Source organism: Coleofasciculus sp. D1-CHI-01 (genome assembly GCF_040218875.1).
In the GTDB taxonomy this organism is placed as follows: Bacteria; Cyanobacteriota; Cyanobacteriia; order Cyanobacteriales; family Coleofasciculaceae; genus Coleofasciculus.
On sequence record NZ_JAVJQP010000056.1, the window covers coordinates 32,822 to 51,067 of the forward strand.

The following is an 18,246-nucleotide window of genomic DNA, read 5'->3' on the forward strand; positions in this document are numbered from 1 at the left end:
GTCAATTGTTATGTCGAACCCTTCAGGGATGCAGCGAATCCGGCGTCTACCTGGTCTAAATCAGGTGTGGCAGCGTCTTGGCACAATGCCACTGCCTCAAACCGAAGACTCGATAGGATTACGAGTCTTAGTCCAGGGATTAGTGATTGTCGGAATTATCGCCACCGATATTGCTGCTGAAACCCAGATGAGTGTCTGGGCTGTACCGCTCTCTATTGGAGGAGCAACCTGGAGTTGGTATCGTCGCCGCCATCGCAACATTGCGGTTAAGTTTTTTTTGGCGATTGGGATGCTAATCGCTATGGGGGTATTCTTTAATAATTTATTAGCCAGCCTCAATGATACCCGCCTCGTTCTCGCAGAATTATTGATTCAAGTACAAGTCCTCCACAGCTTTGACTTGCCCCGGCGCAAGGATTTAGGCTATTCCATGGTAATCGGGCTGATTTTGCTGGGGGTAGCAGGAACCCTGAGCCAAACCTTAGCGTTTGCCCCGCTATTGTTGATATTTTTAGCGATCGCGTTACCCACACTCATCCTCGATTACCAATCCCGCATCGGTTTATCACCAAAACGGAAAACGTCTAGGAAAAAAGCTAAACGTTCTTCGCCGCTGTCACTACGACGGTTAAGTATTTTTTTGTTAGTAGTTATCGCCCTGGGGTTAGGGATTTTTGCCCTAATGCCTCGATTTCCCGGTTATCAACTGCAAACCTTTCCGGTGAGTGCGCCGATGGATTTGGATGAGCGCTCGTTTGAGGGGAACAATCGGGGCGTGAATAATCCCGGATATCAGGGTGAAGGGGATGGTTCTGGTGGTGAGGGAACCTCTCCTAGTCAGGGTGCGGGTGAAATGGATGAAACGTTTTACTATGGCTTTGGCAACCAAATTAACCAGAATCTCCGAGGTGCTTTAAAGCCAAAAGTCGTCTTGCGGGTGCGTTCCCAAGCCCCTGGATTTTGGCGAGTACAGGCTTATGACCAGTATACGGGTCAAGGATGGGAGTTGTCTCGCGAAGATCAGGTGGTGGAGGTGACTCGCCCGACTTGGTCTTATCGATTCCAACTCTATCCCACTAGCTTTAATTTGGGTCGGACTAAAACGGTGATTCAAAGTTATACCGCTGTATCGGAACTGCCGAATATTATTCCGGCACTAAGTTATCCCAAGCGACTCTATTTTCCCACGCGGGAAGTAGCTATTGACACAGAAGGCAGTTTGCGATCGCCTCTAGCGTTACTGGAAGGATTAACCTATACGGTAATATCCGAAGTACCCGTGCGCGATCGCACCCGACTCCAACAAGCCCCGGAAACATACCCAGACAACATCCAAAAATACTATCTTGATGTTCCGCCAGACATCGCGGATAAGATTCGTGAAAAAACCGAACAACTCTTAGCCACCTCCCCCCAACCCCTCACCTCATCCTACGAAAAAGCCCTGTATTTGGCTCAAGCCGTAAAGCAACGGTATCGTATTCCCGATAATCCCTTTGAACTTCCCTATTTACAAGACGATGAGGATTTAGTCGAAGCGTTTCTGTTTAAACATGAAGGCGGTTATCCGGATCACTTTTCCACAGCCTTAACTATCATGCTGCGTTCAATTGGGATTCCAGCGCGGTTAGTTGTGGGATTTGGTACCGGTCAATTTAATCCTTTCACTGGCTTATATGTGGTCAAAAATACCGATGCTTACGCCATGACGGAAGTTTATTTCCCCAACTATGGCTGGTTTGCCTTTGACCCCATTCCTGGACATGAAATAGTTCCCCAAAGTGTAGAAGATACAGAAACCTTTAGCGTGCTGCGTCAGTTTTGGCAGTGGGTTGCTGGATGGCTACCCACACCCGTAAGCAATTTTATCGGAGAATTGTGGAATCTAATTATTGGTTCGCTGCTGCGGCTAATCGTGCGACTGTGGGCGATATTCTCCAGTGGTTGGATGGGATTGTTTGGCGGATTAATTTTCGCGATCGCACTGGGGTTCGTCGGTTGGTTAAGCTGGGTACAGTGGCAAACCTGGCGTTACCGTCGCTGGTTAGGGAAATTACCACCCATGGAACGGCTTTACCAGCAAATGTTAAAGGTTTTGAAGGCTAGAGGATATATTAAGCACCCCGCCCAGACGCCGTTAGAATATGCTAGGGTCATGCGTCAGCAGCAATCCTCTGAATCAGCTACCGTGATTGATGACATTTCTCAAGCTTATGTACGCTGGCGTTATGGTAAACAAACGCCGAATATCGATGAGCTGCGACAGCGACTGCGGGAGTGGATTAAAACGACTGCCCGCTTGCCAAACAGAAGTCTGAGACGGTGAACTTTTCGGGAAAATCTCGAATTGGTACAGGAATTGAGTTATTCTTTGCCTGTCATCTTTCCCTAAACAAACATTTTAGGAGTTTCTTATGTCTACTGAAGCCATTCCCATCAAACCCGCTGTCTTAATTACGATTATCAGTGAATCTGTACTCAAAGAGCGTTTAATCAAACTGCTCAAAAGCAAAGGGGTAACGGGATTTACCATCAACGATGTCCTCGGTGAAGGGGGTCATGGCAGACGCATGGGAGATATTGTTGGGTATAACACCAATATTGAGATGAAAAGCGTTGTCTCCGCAGAAGTCTCTGACGAGATCTTCCAAGCCTTAACCGAAATGGAGAATAGTCATGCCTTAATTGCCTTCCGTCATGATGTAGAAGTGTTGAATAATTAAGCCAAAAGAGCTTTCTCTTTATCCGCTTGGGCAGTACATGGATTCAATATATAGCGGTCGCCATAAAGGTTAGCACAGATTGAATAGCCCAAATTTCACCTAGCTGTAATATAGCAACCGCTATAGCGGTGAGGACAGATCATTGGTAGAGACGTTGCATGCAACGTCTCTACTAAATTCTTATGGGTTTTGTCCGATATCAGCGGTTGCTCTATTATCCTGGTCGAAGAAAAGGGTAAATGTACCTTTTATTTTCCAATCGATAGAAAAAATGGGGGATTCCTAAAGAGCTAATCGTGATTTTGGAGGCTTGATTGAAGACTAAAAACAAGACAGAGTTTAACTCATCCTCCAGATGGACGTTGGCAGAATACTCAATTGGCGCTATGATTGACACCTAAAATCAGTGAAATACTTATACAATAACCGGAACAGACTTCAGTACAGCGCCAAAGACCAACAGCGCTAAGATAGGATGTCATCGGGATTTTCCCACGCTTTTTATATTGTCCTATTCATGCCTGCAAGAAGGCTGTCCGGACGTTTGCAACTTACTTCAACTTACTTATGGAAGCATGGATGGTCAAAAGTGTTTCAATAGCTACTTGAAGACCATAAGTGTAGAGACTACCTCCGATTGGACTATATCTTTAGTAAAAAGTGATGCTCCCCAACCCTGATGTAATGACAGCACGCCCCTTCCCCAGCCAACCCCCTAATTCAACGAATGGCACACCCTATATCGCTGCTTCTGACAGAACACCCGTTTCCGCCCTGAAAGAACTTGTGGCTTGCCTACACCGAGAACAACACAAAATCCAAGATTTGTTAAGTTCGCTGGGATTTGCCTTACGCAGCTTCAACAATTTGAATCAATTTTTAGAATTAATTCCCTTGATGTCAGCAAGGGTAACCGATACGGAGGGAGGCGCATTGGTTTTGTTAAAACCAAATGGTCAACTCCGGCTAGAACAGATGCATTGCCAAGATAATCAAGAGTGTCAAACCTTGCGTCCAGCACTTGAACGGGCAACTCAGACGATCACGACTCAAGGCAATGAGGATGGAAAATCGGTAATGAGTCCAGAACAGTTGGACGCAATTTGGTCATCGTTTGACGATCAGGTCGATCGCTATTTAGACACAGATATTCAGTTATTTGGCACACCCATTTTAATTAAAAATGTCGAACGCGGGCGTTTGTATGTGTTTACTGATGACCTGAATTATAGCTGGACGCCAACTCGACAGAAGTTAGTGCGTTTAGTAGCCGATCAAACAGCCGTCGCGATCGCGAATGATGAACTGACTGTAGAACTTCGCAAAAAAGAACGCTTAGATCGAGAGTTAGAAATTGGCGCAGAAATCCAATTACGCCTCCTCCCCCGTCAATGTCCCTCGATTAAAGGAATTGAACTGGCGGCTCGGTGTCAGACGGCAAGTCGAGTCGGTGGAGACTACTATGATTTTATTCCCACCAACTACGATCAGCTTCGCCCAACCCAGCCGGGTGATAATCAAGCCCTTGATCAGCACAAAGCCTCTGTTCCTTGGAGCGTTGTCATTGGTGATGTCATGGGTAAAGGTGTACCAGCCGGCTTGATTATGACCATGACGCGGGGTATGTTGCGAGCAGAAGTGCTAAACCGTCACTCCCCAGCCCGCATCCTGGAACATCTAAATCGGGTGATGTATGCTGACTTAGAAAATTCCAATCGATTTGTCACCCTGTTTTATTCGGAGTACAATCCTCAAACCCGCACGTTGTCCTATAGCAATGCGGCTCATAACCCCCCTTTCTTATGGAAAGCATCCACCCATTCCATTGAACGTCTTGATACGGATGGGATGTTGATTGGCTTAGAGGCAGATTCTCCGTATGAAGATGATCAAATCCAACTCGATGTAGGAGACACGATTATCTATTACACGGATGGATTTACTGATGTCGCCAATCAACACGGTGATCGTTTTGATGAGGAAAATCTGATTGAAGCCTTTCGGTGGGCGTGCGAACATCGCCAAGGCTCTCAACCCATCCTAGATTATCTATTTGAGCGGGTGGGAGAGTTTATGGGCGGGAAAAACCGTAACGGAGATGATATGACCTTGGTCGTGTTGCAGGTAAAATCTTCCGAGTAACCTATTTAAAGGCAATCATCGCCATGGCTGTTGTGGAAGTACAAGCTCTAATGTCTGTTGTCACTGGTTTTCATTCCCTGATTGACCTGGTGAGTCCATGGCTAACCGATGGACTGGTGTTAGCCCAGCAATTTGAAGAGCCGGATATTTTGGGTCAAATTCAACAGGCGTTCAATAATTTCATTGAATCGGGTCAAGTCTGGGCATTTTTGATTGGTTTAGTTATCGGTTATATTTTTCGGGGGATGAGTTCGTTTGGGTGATTTGTCCTTTGTCATTTGTCCTTTGTCATTGGTGAATCGGTATTGTGACGGAACAAACAACGTGGAGTCAGCGATTTGAATCGGCACTACATCCGGCGATCGCACAGTTCAATGCCAGTATTGGGTTCGATATCGAGCTGATTGAGTATGATCTGACGGGTTCGGTGGCTCATGGGAAGATGCTGGCACACACTGGCATTATTTCAGCCGCTGAAGCGGAGCAACTGGTGAACGGGTTAGAACAAATTCGTTCAGAATACCGCCAGGGAAAATTTAATCCCGGTATTGACGCTGAGGACGTTCATTTTGCCGTGGAACGACGCCTCACGGAACTGGTTGGCGATGTGGGGAAAAAGCTACATACGGCGCGATCGCGAAATGACCAAGTGGGTACAGATACGCGACTCTATTTGCGGGATCAAATTAGCCAAATTCGGACTCAGTTGCGAGATATGCAAGGGGTTTTGCTGACTCTGGCTGAATCCCATGTCGAAACCTTAATCCCTGGCTACACCCATCTCCAACGCGCCCAGCCGTTGAGTTTAGCCCATCATTTGCTGGCGTATTGGGAAATGGTGCAGCGAGATTGGCAACGATTGGGGGAAATTTACCAGCGGGTGAATATTTCTCCTTTAGGGTGTGGGGCGCTAGCGGGGACGACATTCCCGATTGATCGGCACTACAGCGCCTCACTGCTAGATTTTGGTGATGTTTATCGCAACAGTTTAGATGGTGTGAGCGATCGCGACTTTGCCATTGAGTTTTTGACGGCGGCGAGTCTGATTATGGTTCACTTGAGCCGACTGTCGGAAGAAATTATTCTCTGGGCATCTCAGGAATTTGGCTTTGTTACCCTCAAGGACAATTGCTCGACGGGTTCGAGTATTATGCCGCAAAAGAAGAACCCGGATGTGCCGGAATTGGTACGGGGTAAAACGGGGCGGGTGTTTGGGCATTTACAAGCCATGCTGGTACTAATGAAGGGATTACCGTTGGCGTATAACAAGGATTTGCAGGAGGATAAAGAGGCGCTATTTGACAGTGTGAAAACGGTTAAAGGATGTCTGGAAGCCATGACAATTTTGTTACGGGAGGGGCTAGAGTTTTGTCCTGGGCGTCTCGCCTCAGCTGTGGCGGAAGATTTCTCCAATGCTACCGATGTGGCGGATTATTTGGCAAGTAAAGGGGTTCCCTTCCGAGAAGCCTATAACTTGGTGGGTAAAGTGGTGAGAACTTGTCTAGGGGCGGGTAAACTGCTGAAAGACTTAACGGTGCCAGAGTGGAAAGAAATCCATCCTGCCTTTGAGGAGGATATTTACGACGCGATCGCACCGACTCAGGTGGTTTCTGCCCGCAATAGTTATGGGGGGACAGGATTTGAGCAAGTCCGACGCGCCTTGGTGGAGGCTCAGGAGCGAATGGTAGGTTTGTAGTAAGCGCTTTAGCGCTAGATGGCACTCTTCGTGCCGACTACGAACCCAGGAGCGGATGGCAAGTTAGTAGTATGTAGTAAGCGCTTTAGCGCTGTCTGGCACTCTTCGTGCCGACTACGAACGAACCTTCCGCGAAAAGTCAGCACCAGATCTAACCCAACGTCTCAGATTCGGCTACACTTTGGAATGGTTCATCCTATTAAAAGTACTAGCAGCAATAATGGAGATTGGTCAAAAAGTTCAAGTCTGTCGTCTCAGAGACCGGGTATCGGGCGATATCGTGAATAAACTAGGGAAAGTTGGCATCGTCAAAGACTTTAAAATGACAGATGGCAGCGGTGTCGGTGCGATCGTCGAGTTTGACGACAACACGGCAACCTGGTTTTTTGAAGATGAACTCAAACCCGTCAGTTAGTGACGACTTCCCCAGCAGCGTCCAGCAAAATTATGGCTTTTATTCTCACCTTTTTAGGCAAAGGCGGCACCGGTCGCACCACCATTGCGATCGCGGCGGCTAAAAAGTTCGCAAATCTTGGTCAGCGTGTCCTTTTAGTCGGGCAAGATCCCACCCCGGCGTTTGGACTTTTATTGGGAACATTCCCTAGGGCTGATCCGACGGAGGTGGAACCGAATCTGAAAGCGGTTCAGCTTCAGTCTACCCTCCTCCTGGAACGGAGTTGGGATGAGGTGAAAAAGCTAGAGGCGGAGTATTTGCGATCGCCAACGTTGAAAAATGTCTATGGTCAAGAATTGGGCATTTTACCAGGGATGGATAGTGCTTTAGCCCTGAATGCGATTCGCGAATATGACGCCAGTGGTGAGTATGATGTGATTATCTACGATGGCAGCGGCGATCAAACCACATTGAGGATGCTGGGGATGCCAGAAATTCTCAGTTGGTATTTTCGCCGCTTTCGCCAAATTTTTACCGAGTCGGATCTGGGTAAGGCGATTTCCCCGTTTATCCAACCCGTTACCAGTGCCATTCTTAATGTGACCTGGACACCCGACGATTTTGCCAACAAACCAACTCAGCAAACTAACCAAATGCTGGAACAGGGTAAAACCGCTGTGGCTGATCCGAATCGGGTGGCGGCGTATTTGGTGACAACGGGAGACACGGCTGCACTGGCGACTGCCAAATATTTCTGGGGTAGCGCCCAGCAGGTTAATCTGACGGTGGGAGGGGTTCTGTTGAACCAAATTCCGGCAACGGACACCTTAGCGGCTGAATTTGCCCCGTTAACGGTTAGCGCATTGCCCCAGTTATCTCAGGTGGCTGATTGGCAACCGTTGATGGATGCCCTACCTGATTTTAAACAAGCGATGCAATCGCCTAAATCTATTAGCATAGATGTGGCGAATCGTCAAGTCAGTTTATTTTTACCGGGCTTTGACAAAAAGCAGGTGAAACTCACCCAATATGGTCCAGAGGTGACAATTGAAGCCGGGGATCAGCGGCGTAATATTTGGCTTCCGCCCCAATTGAGTGGTCAAGCGGTGAAAGGGGCAAAGTTCCAAGATCAGCGTTTAATCATTTCGTTCTGATTGTCTTATGTCTTATGTCTTATGTCGGGGTGGGTGTAGGGTGCGTTAGCGGAGCGTAACGCACCATTTCAAAGGAGCGTAACGCACCATTTCAAAGGATAATAGTTAAACCTGCCTCTACGTATCGGTTAGGGCGGGTTTTGTACAAAGGTTATCATCAATACCAATCAGGAAATCCCTAAACCCGCCCCTACAAATTTAAAATTCAACACTCAACACTTAATACTAAAATGTCTAACTCTCCCTCAACCGAACAAACCGATAAAACGGGTAAAACTCGGCAACTTCTAGGCATGAAAGGTGCCGCCCCCGGTGAAAAATCTATTTGGAAAATTCGTCTCCAGTTAATGAAACCGATTACCTGGATTCCCTTGATCTGGGGGGTTGTCTGTGGTGCCGCATCGGGCGGTGGATATACCTGGACGCCGGAAGATATCCTGAGAGCGGTGACGTGTATGTTACTGTCGGGTCCGTTGATGGCGGGGTATACCCAAACCATGAATGACTTTTATGATCGCGAACTGGATGCGATTAATGAACCCTACCGCCCAATTCCCTCTGGGGCAATTTCGGTGTCCCAAGTGGTGACTCAGATTGTCGTGCTGTTGCTGGCGGGTATCGGTGTGGCGTATGGGTTGGATCAATGGGCAGGTCATGAGTTTCCCACGTTAACCTGTTTAACACTTTTTGGGGCGTTTATCGCCTATATCTATTCGGCACCGCCATTGAAGCTAAAAAAGAATGGTTGGCTGGGAAACTACGCCCTGGGTTCTAGTTATATTGCCCTTCCCTGGTGGGCGGGTCATGCTTTATTTGGTAATCTGAATTGGACGATTGTGATTCTCACCCTGATTTATAGTCTGGCAGGTTTAGGAATTGCTGTGGTGAATGACTTTAAGAGTGTGGAAGGCGATCGCCAATTGGGGCTGAAGTCTATTCCGGTGATGTTTGGCGTGGGGACAGCGGCTTGGATTTGTGTGCTGATGATTGATATCTTTCAAGCCGGGATTGCGGGGTATTTGATTAGCATTCATCAAAATCTCTATGCAGCGATACTGTTGCTGTTAATTGTGCCTCAGATTACATTTCAGGATATGTATTTTCTGCGATCGCCCCTGGAAAATGATGTGAAATATCAAGCCAGCGCTCAACCGTTTTTGGTTCTGGGGATGCTGGTTGCAGGTTTAGCGTTAGGTCATGCGGGGATTTAGATTATTCATTTACAGCGTTTTCAGACTCGATATGATATACCATTTCCAAGAGTAGAAAAGCACTGTTTCATCGTTCCTGTACTACACCGTGTTATACCAAATCCGGGTTAAGCTGTTCGGCATTTAAACCGTAATGTCAATAAGGGCGCAATCCTTGTAGTGCGTTTAGCGAAGCCATGCCGCAGGCTTTGCATCTTACTCGTTACTAATACTGTATATGCCATAATTTTAGAGTTTAGCTAGACAATTATTGATTACCCAGAAGCCAATATGTCACCATTTCGCCTCTCCCCCTAACATTAATTGCTCCTCGTTTTTCCAACTGATAGTTATACTTAAGTTGCTGATATGTTGCTTCAGTCACTTGAATCTGTCCCGCTTCACCAGAGGATTCCATGCGTGAGGCAATATTCACCGCATCTCCCCACAAATCATAGATAAACTTCTTCGTTCCAATCACCCCAGCCACTACAACGCCTGTATTAATCCCAATGCGGATTTTAATATCCTCACCCAGTTCAACTTGAAAGCGTTTCATCGCCGCTTGCATTGCCAGTGCCATTTGCGCGATCGCCTCGGCATGATCGGCTCGGGGAATCGGTAAACCAGCCGCCACCATATAGGCATCACCAATAGTTTTTATCTTCTCTAATCCTAATTGATCGACCAACTGATCAAACCGGGAAAAAATCTGATTGAGTAACTTAACTAACTCAATCGGTTTTAACCGTGCCGCTAGGGGAGTAAATCCCACTAAATCCGCAAACAAAATGGTCACATCGTTAAACTGTTCAGCAATAACATCAGGATTATTTCTAAGCTGATCAACAATCGGCTGAGGTAGAATATTCAATAATAACTGTTCTGACTTTTGTTTCTCTAAATAAAGCTCTGCTTCTGCTTGCTTGCGATCGCTAATATCTCGTGCCACTAAAATAGCCGTTTCTGTAGACAAGGGAGAAATCGTTTCCGCCAACCAAATCTCCTTGCCATCAATCGGCAGGGAATATTCAATCGAAACCGTTTCCTGGGTTGATATTGCCTGGAGAATCGCCTGGAGAATCAGATCCGCTTGGGGACGTGGCAAATCCTCATCGAGTTTTCTGCCGATCATCGCCTCCGGTAATTTGTAAACATTTGACATCTTGGTAGGAATCATATTTAGACAGCGTCCCGAAACATCTCTCACTGTAACCATATCAGTCATGGCGGCAAATAGCGCTTTCATTTCGGCTTGCACTTTCTTCTGTTGCAGCACCGTTCCCAATTGAGCCGCCACCCCATTCACCAAATCACTTAACCGTTTGTCCTCCGAACCGTTAGACTGGGTAAAAAACACCAGGATTGCTAATACAGAAGAGGGAGAACTCAATAAACAACTGTTGCCTTGGCGTGTCGGTTGCTCTGGCTTAACATTGGCAATAATTGGTACGCCAAAGCCCACTTTAAAACCACAGGCTGTGGCTGATTCCAATCGCATCAGAACATCATCGATCTGACTCAAATCGCTGATCCATTGAGACTTTTGAGTTAACCAAACCTGTCCCGGAATCTCTTCTCCTGGATAAAACGTGAGTAATTTACTATACTCTCGGAAACCTTCAATGGCTACAGACAAATTCGGCTCAAGTCCTTGGCGTTGACAATGCCAACGGCGGCTAGATATTAAAATTGACTCATCGGTGGAGGGAATCCAAGCTTCGCCATAAATCCAACCCGTGATTTCACATAACTGCTGCAATGCTACCTCTAAAGCTGTATCAAAATCGGGCGCTGCATTAATTGCCTGAGAGAGGTTTAATAAGAGTTTTACCTCTTCTTCCGCTTGTTTGCGATCGCTGATATCCTGCTGAGAACCGACAACCCGCACAGGCTGTCCGTTTTCATTCCATTGCACTTGTCCCCGTGCCAAAATCCATTTATAACTACCATCTTTGCAGCGCATCCTGTACTCAAACTTGTAGGGGGGAGTTTTTTGGGTTAAATGGTCTTGCAATGTGGCTAAAACTTGATCAATATCTTCTGGATGGACGAGATTACGCCAACGATCAAAGCTTTCCAGTACGGTTGGAGCGGTGTAACCTAGCATCCCTCCCAAGTGAGGGGAAGAAAATACTTTTCCAGTGGCGATATTCCACTCAAAGATGCCATCCTGAGTACTATTTAGCACTAATTGCCAACGGTCTTCACTTTTACGTAACGCCGCTTCAGTTTGTTTTTGTGCGGTAATATCCGTAATTAAACCTTCTAGATAAAATACTCTACCATCGGGGTAAAAAATCCCCTGACCTTGTTCCCAAACCCACTTTAATTCGCCAGTTGCGGTGATAATTCGATAAGTGATTTGGTAAGAACGGTGATTATCTATAGCCGCTTGCACCTGATCAAATACAGCGTTTTGGTCATCAGGATGAATTAGTTGATTGTAGGTGAGTATTTTTTCCTGGGTGAATGCTTCAACCGGATAACCCGTGAGATCATAGCAGCCTTCACTGATAAAAAGCATCGTCCAGTCTGAGTCATTCAGACAACGGTAAGCAATACCGGGTATATTACTCATTAACGTTGCCAGACTGCGTTGGCTTTCCGCTAAATCAAACTCCGTTTGTTTGCGTTCTCGCGCTTCCATTGCCAAAGACACTAAATCAGCCAGTGATCGGGCGAAATTCTGGTCTTCTGGTGTCCAGAGGCGAATCATTCCCACTTGTCCTAAACAGACGATTCCGGCGATTTCGCCTCGGATTTGAATTGGTACATCTAGAACCGAGGTGATGTTACAGGGAATTAAATAAGATGCTGCCAATTCTTGAGTTCTGGGGTCAGTTTGGGCATAATCGGCGGCAATAACTTGATCCTCTTGTAAGGCATTAAAATAGGTCGGATAGTCCGCTACAGCAAGTTCAATTCCTTGACTATGGTGGTTTTGATTCTTGTCAAAGAGATCGAGACATTGGAGTTTAGTCCCGGTTTTGTCAAATAACCAAATCCCCGTGCGTTCAACGCCCAGACTTTGTACACCCGCTTGAGTAATTTCAGCGAAAGCGGCGTTTAAATCCCCTTGATGAATAGCGGGACTTTTGGCTAATTGGGTTAAGACTCGGTTATGATTCCGCAGCGCGATCGCACTTTCCCGTAAGGCTTGTTCGACTTGCTGTAATTTTTGCGTCAAGGCTTCAAGTTGGCGGGATTTTTGCTCCGACAGCCAGGTTTCTTGAATCCCTTGGCTGACTTGAGATAACATTTCAATCACCAAGTCTGATTGATTAAAGTTAAGTTCTTCAACTCCTAACCAAGGAAGCGGTTTAATCGGTGTTTGACTCCTGTGGATCACCTGAAATTGTCCACCGGGTAAAACTTGTCCAATATAGGAATGTTTACCCAGATGATGATTGGGTTGAATTTGAATCAATCCCCCCGGTGCGGCAAAACTTTGATTGTATGCGGCTAACCGCACCTGATCGACGGCAAAGGATTGGGCAGATTCGACGGCTAATTTCCACAGAAAAACTTGACTATAAGCTGCTTCAATTGGATCAGACGTAACTCGATTTGTGCCATATCGCGCCTGAAATTCCTGCATAAACCGATTATTTTCCGGCGTATTTAAACTCTGGAAATAACTCCAACTGGCATAATGTCCAACCGCCGCATCCTCCATCGTTTGCAGTTCCACTTCTGCCACACTTACTGCCAGAATTGGAATGTCATCAGCAGTGATCCCAGCATCTCGGTATTGACGATAGAAAAATTGATTGCTTTGTCCATTAAGGGTATTGAAAACAACATCCGGCTGGGTTTGTTGAATGCGTGCGATCGCGCCACTAAAATCCTTCTCCGCCAAATCCACATAGTCTTCCCCAACAACTTCCCCACCCTGTTGCTTGAGTTGGCAGGTGATAATCTTATTTAAAGTACGGGGAAACACATAATCGGAACCCAGCAGATAGAATCGTTTTCCTTTGTGAGATAGTAACCAACTGACGGCGGGTTCCACTTGTTGATTCGGACAAGCGCCTGTATAAAAGATGTTAGGAGACTGTTCTAACCCCTCGTACTGTAAAGGATACCAGAGGAGAGCATTTAACGTCTCAACTACGGGTTTAACCGCTTTGCGGGTAGCCGAAGTCCAACAGCCAAAAACGGTGGTTACGCCCTCAAATTGAATCAGTTGTTGGGCTTGGCGGGCAAATTCAGCTGGATCAGACGCACCGTCAACCACAAGCGGCTCAATGGTTTGACCCAACACGCCTCCAGCTTGATTGATTTGTGCGATCGCCATCAGTGCTGCATCAATTAATGGTCTCTCACTCAGAGCCATTGTGCCAGTTTGGGAATGCAAGATACCAACTCGCACTCCAGATGCAGAGGATGGTTGGTTTAAAGGCAACATGATTAAAGCCTACGGTTATTTTATACAGAGTGTATGAGGAATCTATAGCTAGTCCTTTTCAAGGCAATTGAGTGGCAACCAGGAGTAGTAATATTATACTTTAGTTCAAATCACTTATTTCATTAAAACTGAGGTTTATGGTTTGAGTATTTTTAGTTCTAATTCAGGTCAATTCAGGTCAATTCAGGTATATTGAGTTCATCTTCACTCAGTAGGTTGATGGAAATAAACCCAACTATATTAAGTTATGTAAATAAAGCTCAAACCCTTACATAAACAAATATCGTAGCTTGCTTCTCAATGGCAGCGAGTTCTCAGCCGTTAACTTTTATTCTACCGACTTACTCCCACTCCACTTTTAAATAACGTAGATAATATGATAAATGCTGAATCTCTTGGTAAGACTTGCGTTTGCTAGTTTTCGCTTTCTCAAAATATTTTTAGGGAGTCATCTAAGATGAGCATCCCTCCTGTATAAACGGCATATAAAGGACAATCCTTCATGATATTAGCTCCTGTTTAAAACGTTAGTTATTAAATAGTGGTTTTTCAAATTAATAAACGTAGTCATTAAAACAATAGTTCAAAGTAATTCAACCTGAAATTTACAAGATGTTTCTTGACAACAAATACAGTGGCTTTCTTCCGAAGCATAAGTTCCTACCCGTTCCTCAACCGTACCTTCGCCATGCAGCAATGCCATAATTCCCGCCGCGACACCCGTTAACGTAAAACATTGGGGTTCTTTGGCTTCGATGCGGCGATATGTATGAGAATCAAACTCTAACTTGAAGCGGTTGATTAAGTCTTTTTCTGCTGGAGTATTCATTAGTTGTGAATGAGTGGCGAAATAAAGTTGTTCAGGATACTTTTTTGGCAAAGAAAAATAAGTGGTTAACGCTACCCCTGTCCTGGCTAATAGAAAGGTTTGGGAGCTAACGTTTCACGGTATGTGGTGCAACGTGAGTGTGAATTGTGTAGGGGCGGGTTTCACCACTATCTTTTCGGTTGCAACCGGATTTAACTAAACCCGCCCCGACTCAGGTTTTAAGACTTCCCGTGAAAAGTCAGGGTTTGGCAGGGGTCAGGTTTTCGCATTTACTATGGAAATGCTACATACAGAGTTTATTGCCTAGTAAGGCTGCCATTAACGATGAATGATAAATCCTGAGCCTGGGAGTGTATTCCATGCAACCAAAAATGGCTATAGTTTGAGATTATATCAGTTTATAGAAAAATAGGAGCAACCACCGCAAAGGAAAGAGACGTTCCACCGGAACGTCTCTACAAGGTTAAACAATAGATAATGTTGTAGCTGATGTTACCATTAAAAAAAATTAAACCAGAGCATAAACTTTTGCTTCCCAGGGAAAAATCGGTTCTCTGCCCACCCATTCAGGAGGAACAATGCGGTCTTGGGTAATTTCTTTCCACTGCTTACCGTCTGGAGTGGGCGACCAATTCGGGACTTTATATTCAGAACCGACAGGCGTTCCATAGTCTGAGAAATTCGCCACGACAATCACGCATTCATCTGCTTTTTTGCCGCGCCGCCAGACTAAAACCCGTTTATCTTCATGGAAATCGGCATGAATAAACTCATTATCATTCACCGCTAACGCCTGAGATGAGGTGCGGAAACGAACTAACCGCGCCACATACTGAAATATGCGTTGTCGCCAATCTTCTTGGACTCGACTATAATTCACTGGGTCAACTTGTTTATGATCCGCATGTTCATCAGTAATATCGAGATCCTGCTGATCCCCAAATTCATCCCCTGCCAAAATCATCGGAATACCAACGGCGGTTAACAGACAGACAAATGCTAGCTTAATCCGAGGTTCAGTATCATAAACTCCATTATTAATTAGGTAGTTATAGAATCGCTCATTTCCCAAGCCACCCACATCATGGGATGTGAGATAATTCACCGCTTGGGCGCTATCGGTAAATCCAAGGAAACGACAATCAATCAGTTTGCGAACACTCCATTCAAAGCTAGAGTCATTAAAGGCATTCTTGCCTAAAATTACTTGTCGAATAATTTGCTTAAATTTTTCATTCCACAGTCCATCTAAGCGATTTTGATGAACTAAGGCTAAAGGAACACTTAATTCTTCGCCCACAACTAAAAAATGCTTACTTGAACCGCCCCGTTTTTCCCAAAGGGTGCGGGCTAACTCTCGGAACTTTTCTAAAAAGTCATAATTTCCTACATTATTAACGCTATCCAGTCGCAAACCATCCACCCGATAGTAGTTCAGCCAATGAGCCATATACGCTTTCATATATTCCCGGGCTGGCACAAACCAGGATTTTTTGCCCAGAATTGGATGATACCCTTCGTTCCAATAGTTGTACTTAAATAAATCACCGCCAAAGCCGTCACGACCCGCTTGTTCAGGATCACGTTGGGGATCGCCCGGTGGTCGCCATTGAACGTAAAAATCCAGAAAGTTGATGTTTTGATATGGATTATTCCGGGAAAACGCCATCACCATATCAACAAAGAAACGTATCCCCAATTGGTGACACACTTTAATTAAATTGGCTAAATCCGTGGATGCGGTTGGCGCATCTTGACCTTCTGGATATCCTAAATCAAAATCAGCCGCAAAAAAGTTAGCCGTACCATATCCCCATTCCAGCTTGTCATCGCTATCGGCTGGGGGCAATAATTCTAAGGCATTGACCCCTAATTCCATCAGATGCGCTTTCTCTGCTGTTAACGCCTCAACATGGCAAAAATTAGGAGACGTGGCTTGAGGTTGCAACAAAGACAGCACATCCTGAAACGTACCGATTCCGACCTCCCGATTGTCCTCTGTTTTCCCTTGAGTCCAACGGGTTGGTAGTTCATAGATAACCAGTTGATTGTTCGCGGGTAGGGTGTCTAATGGGGGTTCTCCTTCCCAGTTAACGGTTTGTCCCCCCGGATCACAGGGTATTAATGTGCCATTCTGATACAAAATAACACTAGCCGGATCATGACTGGCAATACCGCCTTCCTCGTCAGGGATGGGTGCGATTATCCGGCGGTCTACAGTTGTGGCGGTTGGATCGGTGCAATAGAGAACTTTGTTAATATTATCTGGGTTATAGGGTTCAGTGTTGTGGATTTTAAACCAGTACAGATAAACTTGCCCTTCTGTCAGACCACAGGCTTGAGCCGAGACTTCCCACAATTCCGGGAACTCTGGAGATTGGCTGAGGGGGTATTCCCCAACTTTCTCAAATCGATCTGAAGCCTTGGCTATAGGTTTAGCAATGTAAACGCTGGGGGGTGTTTGGGATATACCCGGACGCCACAAGACGAAATGAGTCTGCTTGCGGCTCAATAGATCGACGAGCATAGTATAGGTCTCCTGAGTGGGAATCTTACTGTAGGTTGATCCGTACAACCGACCACCATTCTATTCTGGAGATTTAAAAAGTCAATTGTCGAGTTTCCCTTTAGCCACTGTAGGGGCGGGTTTAGGGACTACATTCAGATATTCACCGATAACGGAAAAACAAAACCCGCCCTCCTCACCGATAACGGAAAAACAAAACCCGCCCTCCTCACCGATAACGGAAAAACAAAACCCGCCCTCCTCACCGATAACGGAAAAACAAAACCCGCCCTCCTCACCGATAACGGAAAAACAAAACCCGCTCTTATGCATCTTCCCATAAGCAATCCAATCATGAACCAACTGCAACATCGCTGGGTCATCAATGCAGCCGAAGCCAAAAGACTCCTCAAACAAGAAGCCGCAACTGTGCTAGATGTTCGCCAGCCGATGTCCTGGTTTTTCAGTCATGTTCCTGGTGCAGTTTGGTTGGGATGGTGGCAATTCTTGCAGCAACTGTTACCCCCTAACGGAAAACTGCTCAAAGACTCAAAGATACTCGAACAAAAACTGCGGCGGTTAGGTATCTGTAACCGTAAACCTGTTATCGTGATTGGCAATCCCCCTAATAACTTTGGCGAAGAGGGGCGAGTGGTGTGGATGTTGCGGACTCTAGGACACCCGCAAGCGGCTTTCGTCAATGGTGGACAGGCGGCGTTGGTGTCTGTGGGAGTTCCCACGGTTTGGGGATTGACTCGTGCAGAACCCGGAGACTTTGTGGTCAAATCTACACCATTATGGACGATTCAGCGCCATCAACTGCAAGACAATTTGACAACCCAAGCGTATTTTGTCCTGGATAGCCGTTCACCCGAAGAATTTGCTGGCGCTACGCCCTACTGTGAAAAACGGGGTGGACATATTCCTGGGGCTGTGCATTTCCACTTCCGGGATTTAATGGATAAAAAAGGGTACTTACTTTCCCCAGAGGAAATTATTGCCCAGCTACATCAACGGGGATGCGATCGCGAGACTCCCATTGCTACCTATTGTACAGGGGGTGTGCGCTCTGCCTTTATTGTTGCGGTGCTAACTGAGTTAGGGTATACCTGTGTGAAAAACTATGCCGGTTCGATGTGGGAATGGTCAGCTTATCCGGCGAAAACTCATCCTCTAAATAAGTAAAACGTAAAAAGACGCA

The 18,246-nt window shown here is 46.0% G+C and carries 13 protein-coding genes; 9 read left to right on the forward strand and 4 right to left on the reverse strand.

Annotation, left to right across the window (positions count from 1 at the left end; translation table 11 throughout):
* The first annotated feature begins 10 nt into the window (after positions 1–10).
* From RIB93_RS10845 to chlG, 8 genes are all read left to right on the forward strand, one after another.
* Entirely contained in the window at positions 11–2,326 is a 2,316-nt protein-coding gene (locus RIB93_RS10845) for a transglutaminase TgpA family protein (RefSeq protein WP_446372792.1), read from the forward strand.
* Positions 2,327–2,414: 88 nt separating this feature from the next.
* Complete coding sequence (locus RIB93_RS10850) at positions 2,415–2,723, forward strand: P-II family nitrogen regulator (protein WP_446372793.1); 309 nt, start codon at positions 2,415–2,417, stop codon at positions 2,721–2,723.
* 684 nt (positions 2,724–3,407) lie between these two features.
* The gene (locus RIB93_RS10855; RefSeq protein ID WP_446372829.1) at positions 3,408–4,865 is read left to right on the forward strand and encodes a GAF domain-containing SpoIIE family protein phosphatase; all 1,458 of its coding nucleotides are present in this window, start codon (positions 3,408–3,410) and stop codon (positions 4,863–4,865) included.
* A 23-nt stretch (positions 4,866–4,888) separates the two neighbouring features.
* Entirely contained in the window at positions 4,889–5,128 is a 240-nt protein-coding gene (locus tag RIB93_RS10860) for a hypothetical protein (RefSeq protein ID WP_446372794.1), read from the forward strand.
* 44 nt (positions 5,129–5,172) lie between these two features.
* A complete protein-coding gene (argH, locus tag RIB93_RS10865) occupies positions 5,173–6,561 on the forward strand; it encodes an argininosuccinate lyase (RefSeq protein ID WP_446372795.1) in 1,389 nt (462 codons plus the stop codon).
* A 220-nt stretch (positions 6,562–6,781) separates the two neighbouring features.
* Entirely contained in the window at positions 6,782–6,976 is a 195-nt protein-coding gene (gene petP / locus RIB93_RS10870; protein WP_446372796.1) for a cytochrome b6f subunit PetP, read from the forward strand.
* A gap of 32 nt (positions 6,977–7,008) precedes the next feature.
* On the forward strand, positions 7,009–8,109 hold the full coding sequence (locus tag RIB93_RS10875; protein WP_446372797.1) for a Get3/ArsA fold putative tail anchor-mediating ATPase NosAFP: 1,101 nt from the start codon (positions 7,009–7,011) through the stop codon (positions 8,107–8,109).
* Positions 8,110–8,339: 230 nt separating this feature from the next.
* On the forward strand, positions 8,340–9,320 hold the full coding sequence (gene chlG, locus RIB93_RS10880; protein ID WP_446372798.1) for a chlorophyll synthase ChlG: 981 nt from the start codon (positions 8,340–8,342) through the stop codon (positions 9,318–9,320).
* A 247-nt stretch (positions 9,321–9,567) separates the two neighbouring features.
* On the opposite strand, the gene RIB93_RS10885 is transcribed toward chlG, so the two are convergent.
* The 4 genes from RIB93_RS10885 to RIB93_RS10900 form a co-directional block, all read right to left on the reverse strand.
* Positions 9,568–13,710, reverse strand: a complete 4,143-nt coding sequence (locus RIB93_RS10885) for a transporter substrate-binding protein (protein ID WP_446372799.1) — start codon at positions 13,708–13,710, stop codon at positions 9,568–9,570.
* Between the two features lie 583 nt (positions 13,711–14,293).
* Positions 14,294–14,539: a hypothetical protein gene (locus RIB93_RS10890; protein ID WP_446372800.1), complete on the reverse strand. Its 246-nt coding sequence runs from the start codon at positions 14,537–14,539 to the stop codon at positions 14,294–14,296.
* A 508-nt stretch (positions 14,540–15,047) separates the two neighbouring features.
* Complete coding sequence (locus RIB93_RS10895; protein WP_446372801.1) at positions 15,048–17,066, reverse strand: alpha-amylase family glycosyl hydrolase; 2,019 nt, start codon at positions 17,064–17,066, stop codon at positions 15,048–15,050.
* An 81-nt stretch (positions 17,067–17,147) separates the two neighbouring features.
* Positions 17,148–17,417 (reverse strand): hypothetical protein, encoded by a 270-nt coding sequence (locus RIB93_RS10900; protein ID WP_446372802.1) that lies wholly within the window; start codon positions 17,415–17,417, stop codon positions 17,148–17,150.
* Here RIB93_RS10900 and RIB93_RS10905 point away from each other — a divergent pair.
* Positions 17,400–18,230 carry a sulfurtransferase gene (locus RIB93_RS10905; RefSeq protein ID WP_446372803.1) on the forward strand — a complete coding sequence of 277 codons (831 nt, stop codon included), beginning with the start codon at positions 17,400–17,402 and terminating at the stop codon, positions 18,228–18,230. The two genes, RIB93_RS10900 and RIB93_RS10905, sit on opposite strands and share 18 nt — an antisense overlap.
* Positions 18,231–18,246 lie beyond the last annotated feature (16 nt).

What these genes read in the sequence shown, in the direction of transcription:
- RIB93_RS10890 (WP_446372800.1), bottom strand. Translation starts at nt 14,539, where the DNA reads ATGAATACTCCAGCAGAAAAAGACTTAATCAACCGCTTCAAGTTAGAG.
- chlG (WP_446372798.1), top strand. Translation starts at nt 8,340, where the DNA reads ATGTCTAACTCTCCCTCAACCGAACAAACCGATAAAACGGGTAAAACT.
- petP (WP_446372796.1), top strand. Translation starts at nt 6,782, where the DNA reads ATGGAGATTGGTCAAAAAGTTCAAGTCTGTCGTCTCAGAGACCGGGTA.
- RIB93_RS10855 (WP_446372829.1), top strand. Translation starts at nt 3,408, where the DNA reads ATGACAGCACGCCCCTTCCCCAGCCAACCCCCTAATTCAACGAATGGC.
- RIB93_RS10885 (WP_446372799.1), bottom strand. Translation starts at nt 13,710, where the DNA reads ATGTTGCCTTTAAACCAACCATCCTCTGCATCTGGAGTGCGAGTTGGT.
- RIB93_RS10900 (WP_446372802.1), bottom strand. Translation starts at nt 17,417, where the DNA reads ATGTTGCAGTTGGTTCATGATTGGATTGCTTATGGGAAGATGCATAAG.
- RIB93_RS10850 (WP_446372793.1), top strand. Translation starts at nt 2,415, where the DNA reads ATGTCTACTGAAGCCATTCCCATCAAACCCGCTGTCTTAATTACGATT.
- RIB93_RS10875 (WP_446372797.1), top strand. Translation starts at nt 7,009, where the DNA reads ATGGCTTTTATTCTCACCTTTTTAGGCAAAGGCGGCACCGGTCGCACC.
- RIB93_RS10845 (WP_446372792.1), top strand. Translation starts at nt 11, where the DNA reads ATGTCGAACCCTTCAGGGATGCAGCGAATCCGGCGTCTACCTGGTCTA.
- RIB93_RS10905 (WP_446372803.1), top strand. Translation starts at nt 17,400, where the DNA reads ATGAACCAACTGCAACATCGCTGGGTCATCAATGCAGCCGAAGCCAAA.
- RIB93_RS10895 (WP_446372801.1), bottom strand. Translation starts at nt 17,066, where the DNA reads ATGCTCGTCGATCTATTGAGCCGCAAGCAGACTCATTTCGTCTTGTGG.
- RIB93_RS10860 (WP_446372794.1), top strand. Translation starts at nt 4,889, where the DNA reads ATGGCTGTTGTGGAAGTACAAGCTCTAATGTCTGTTGTCACTGGTTTT.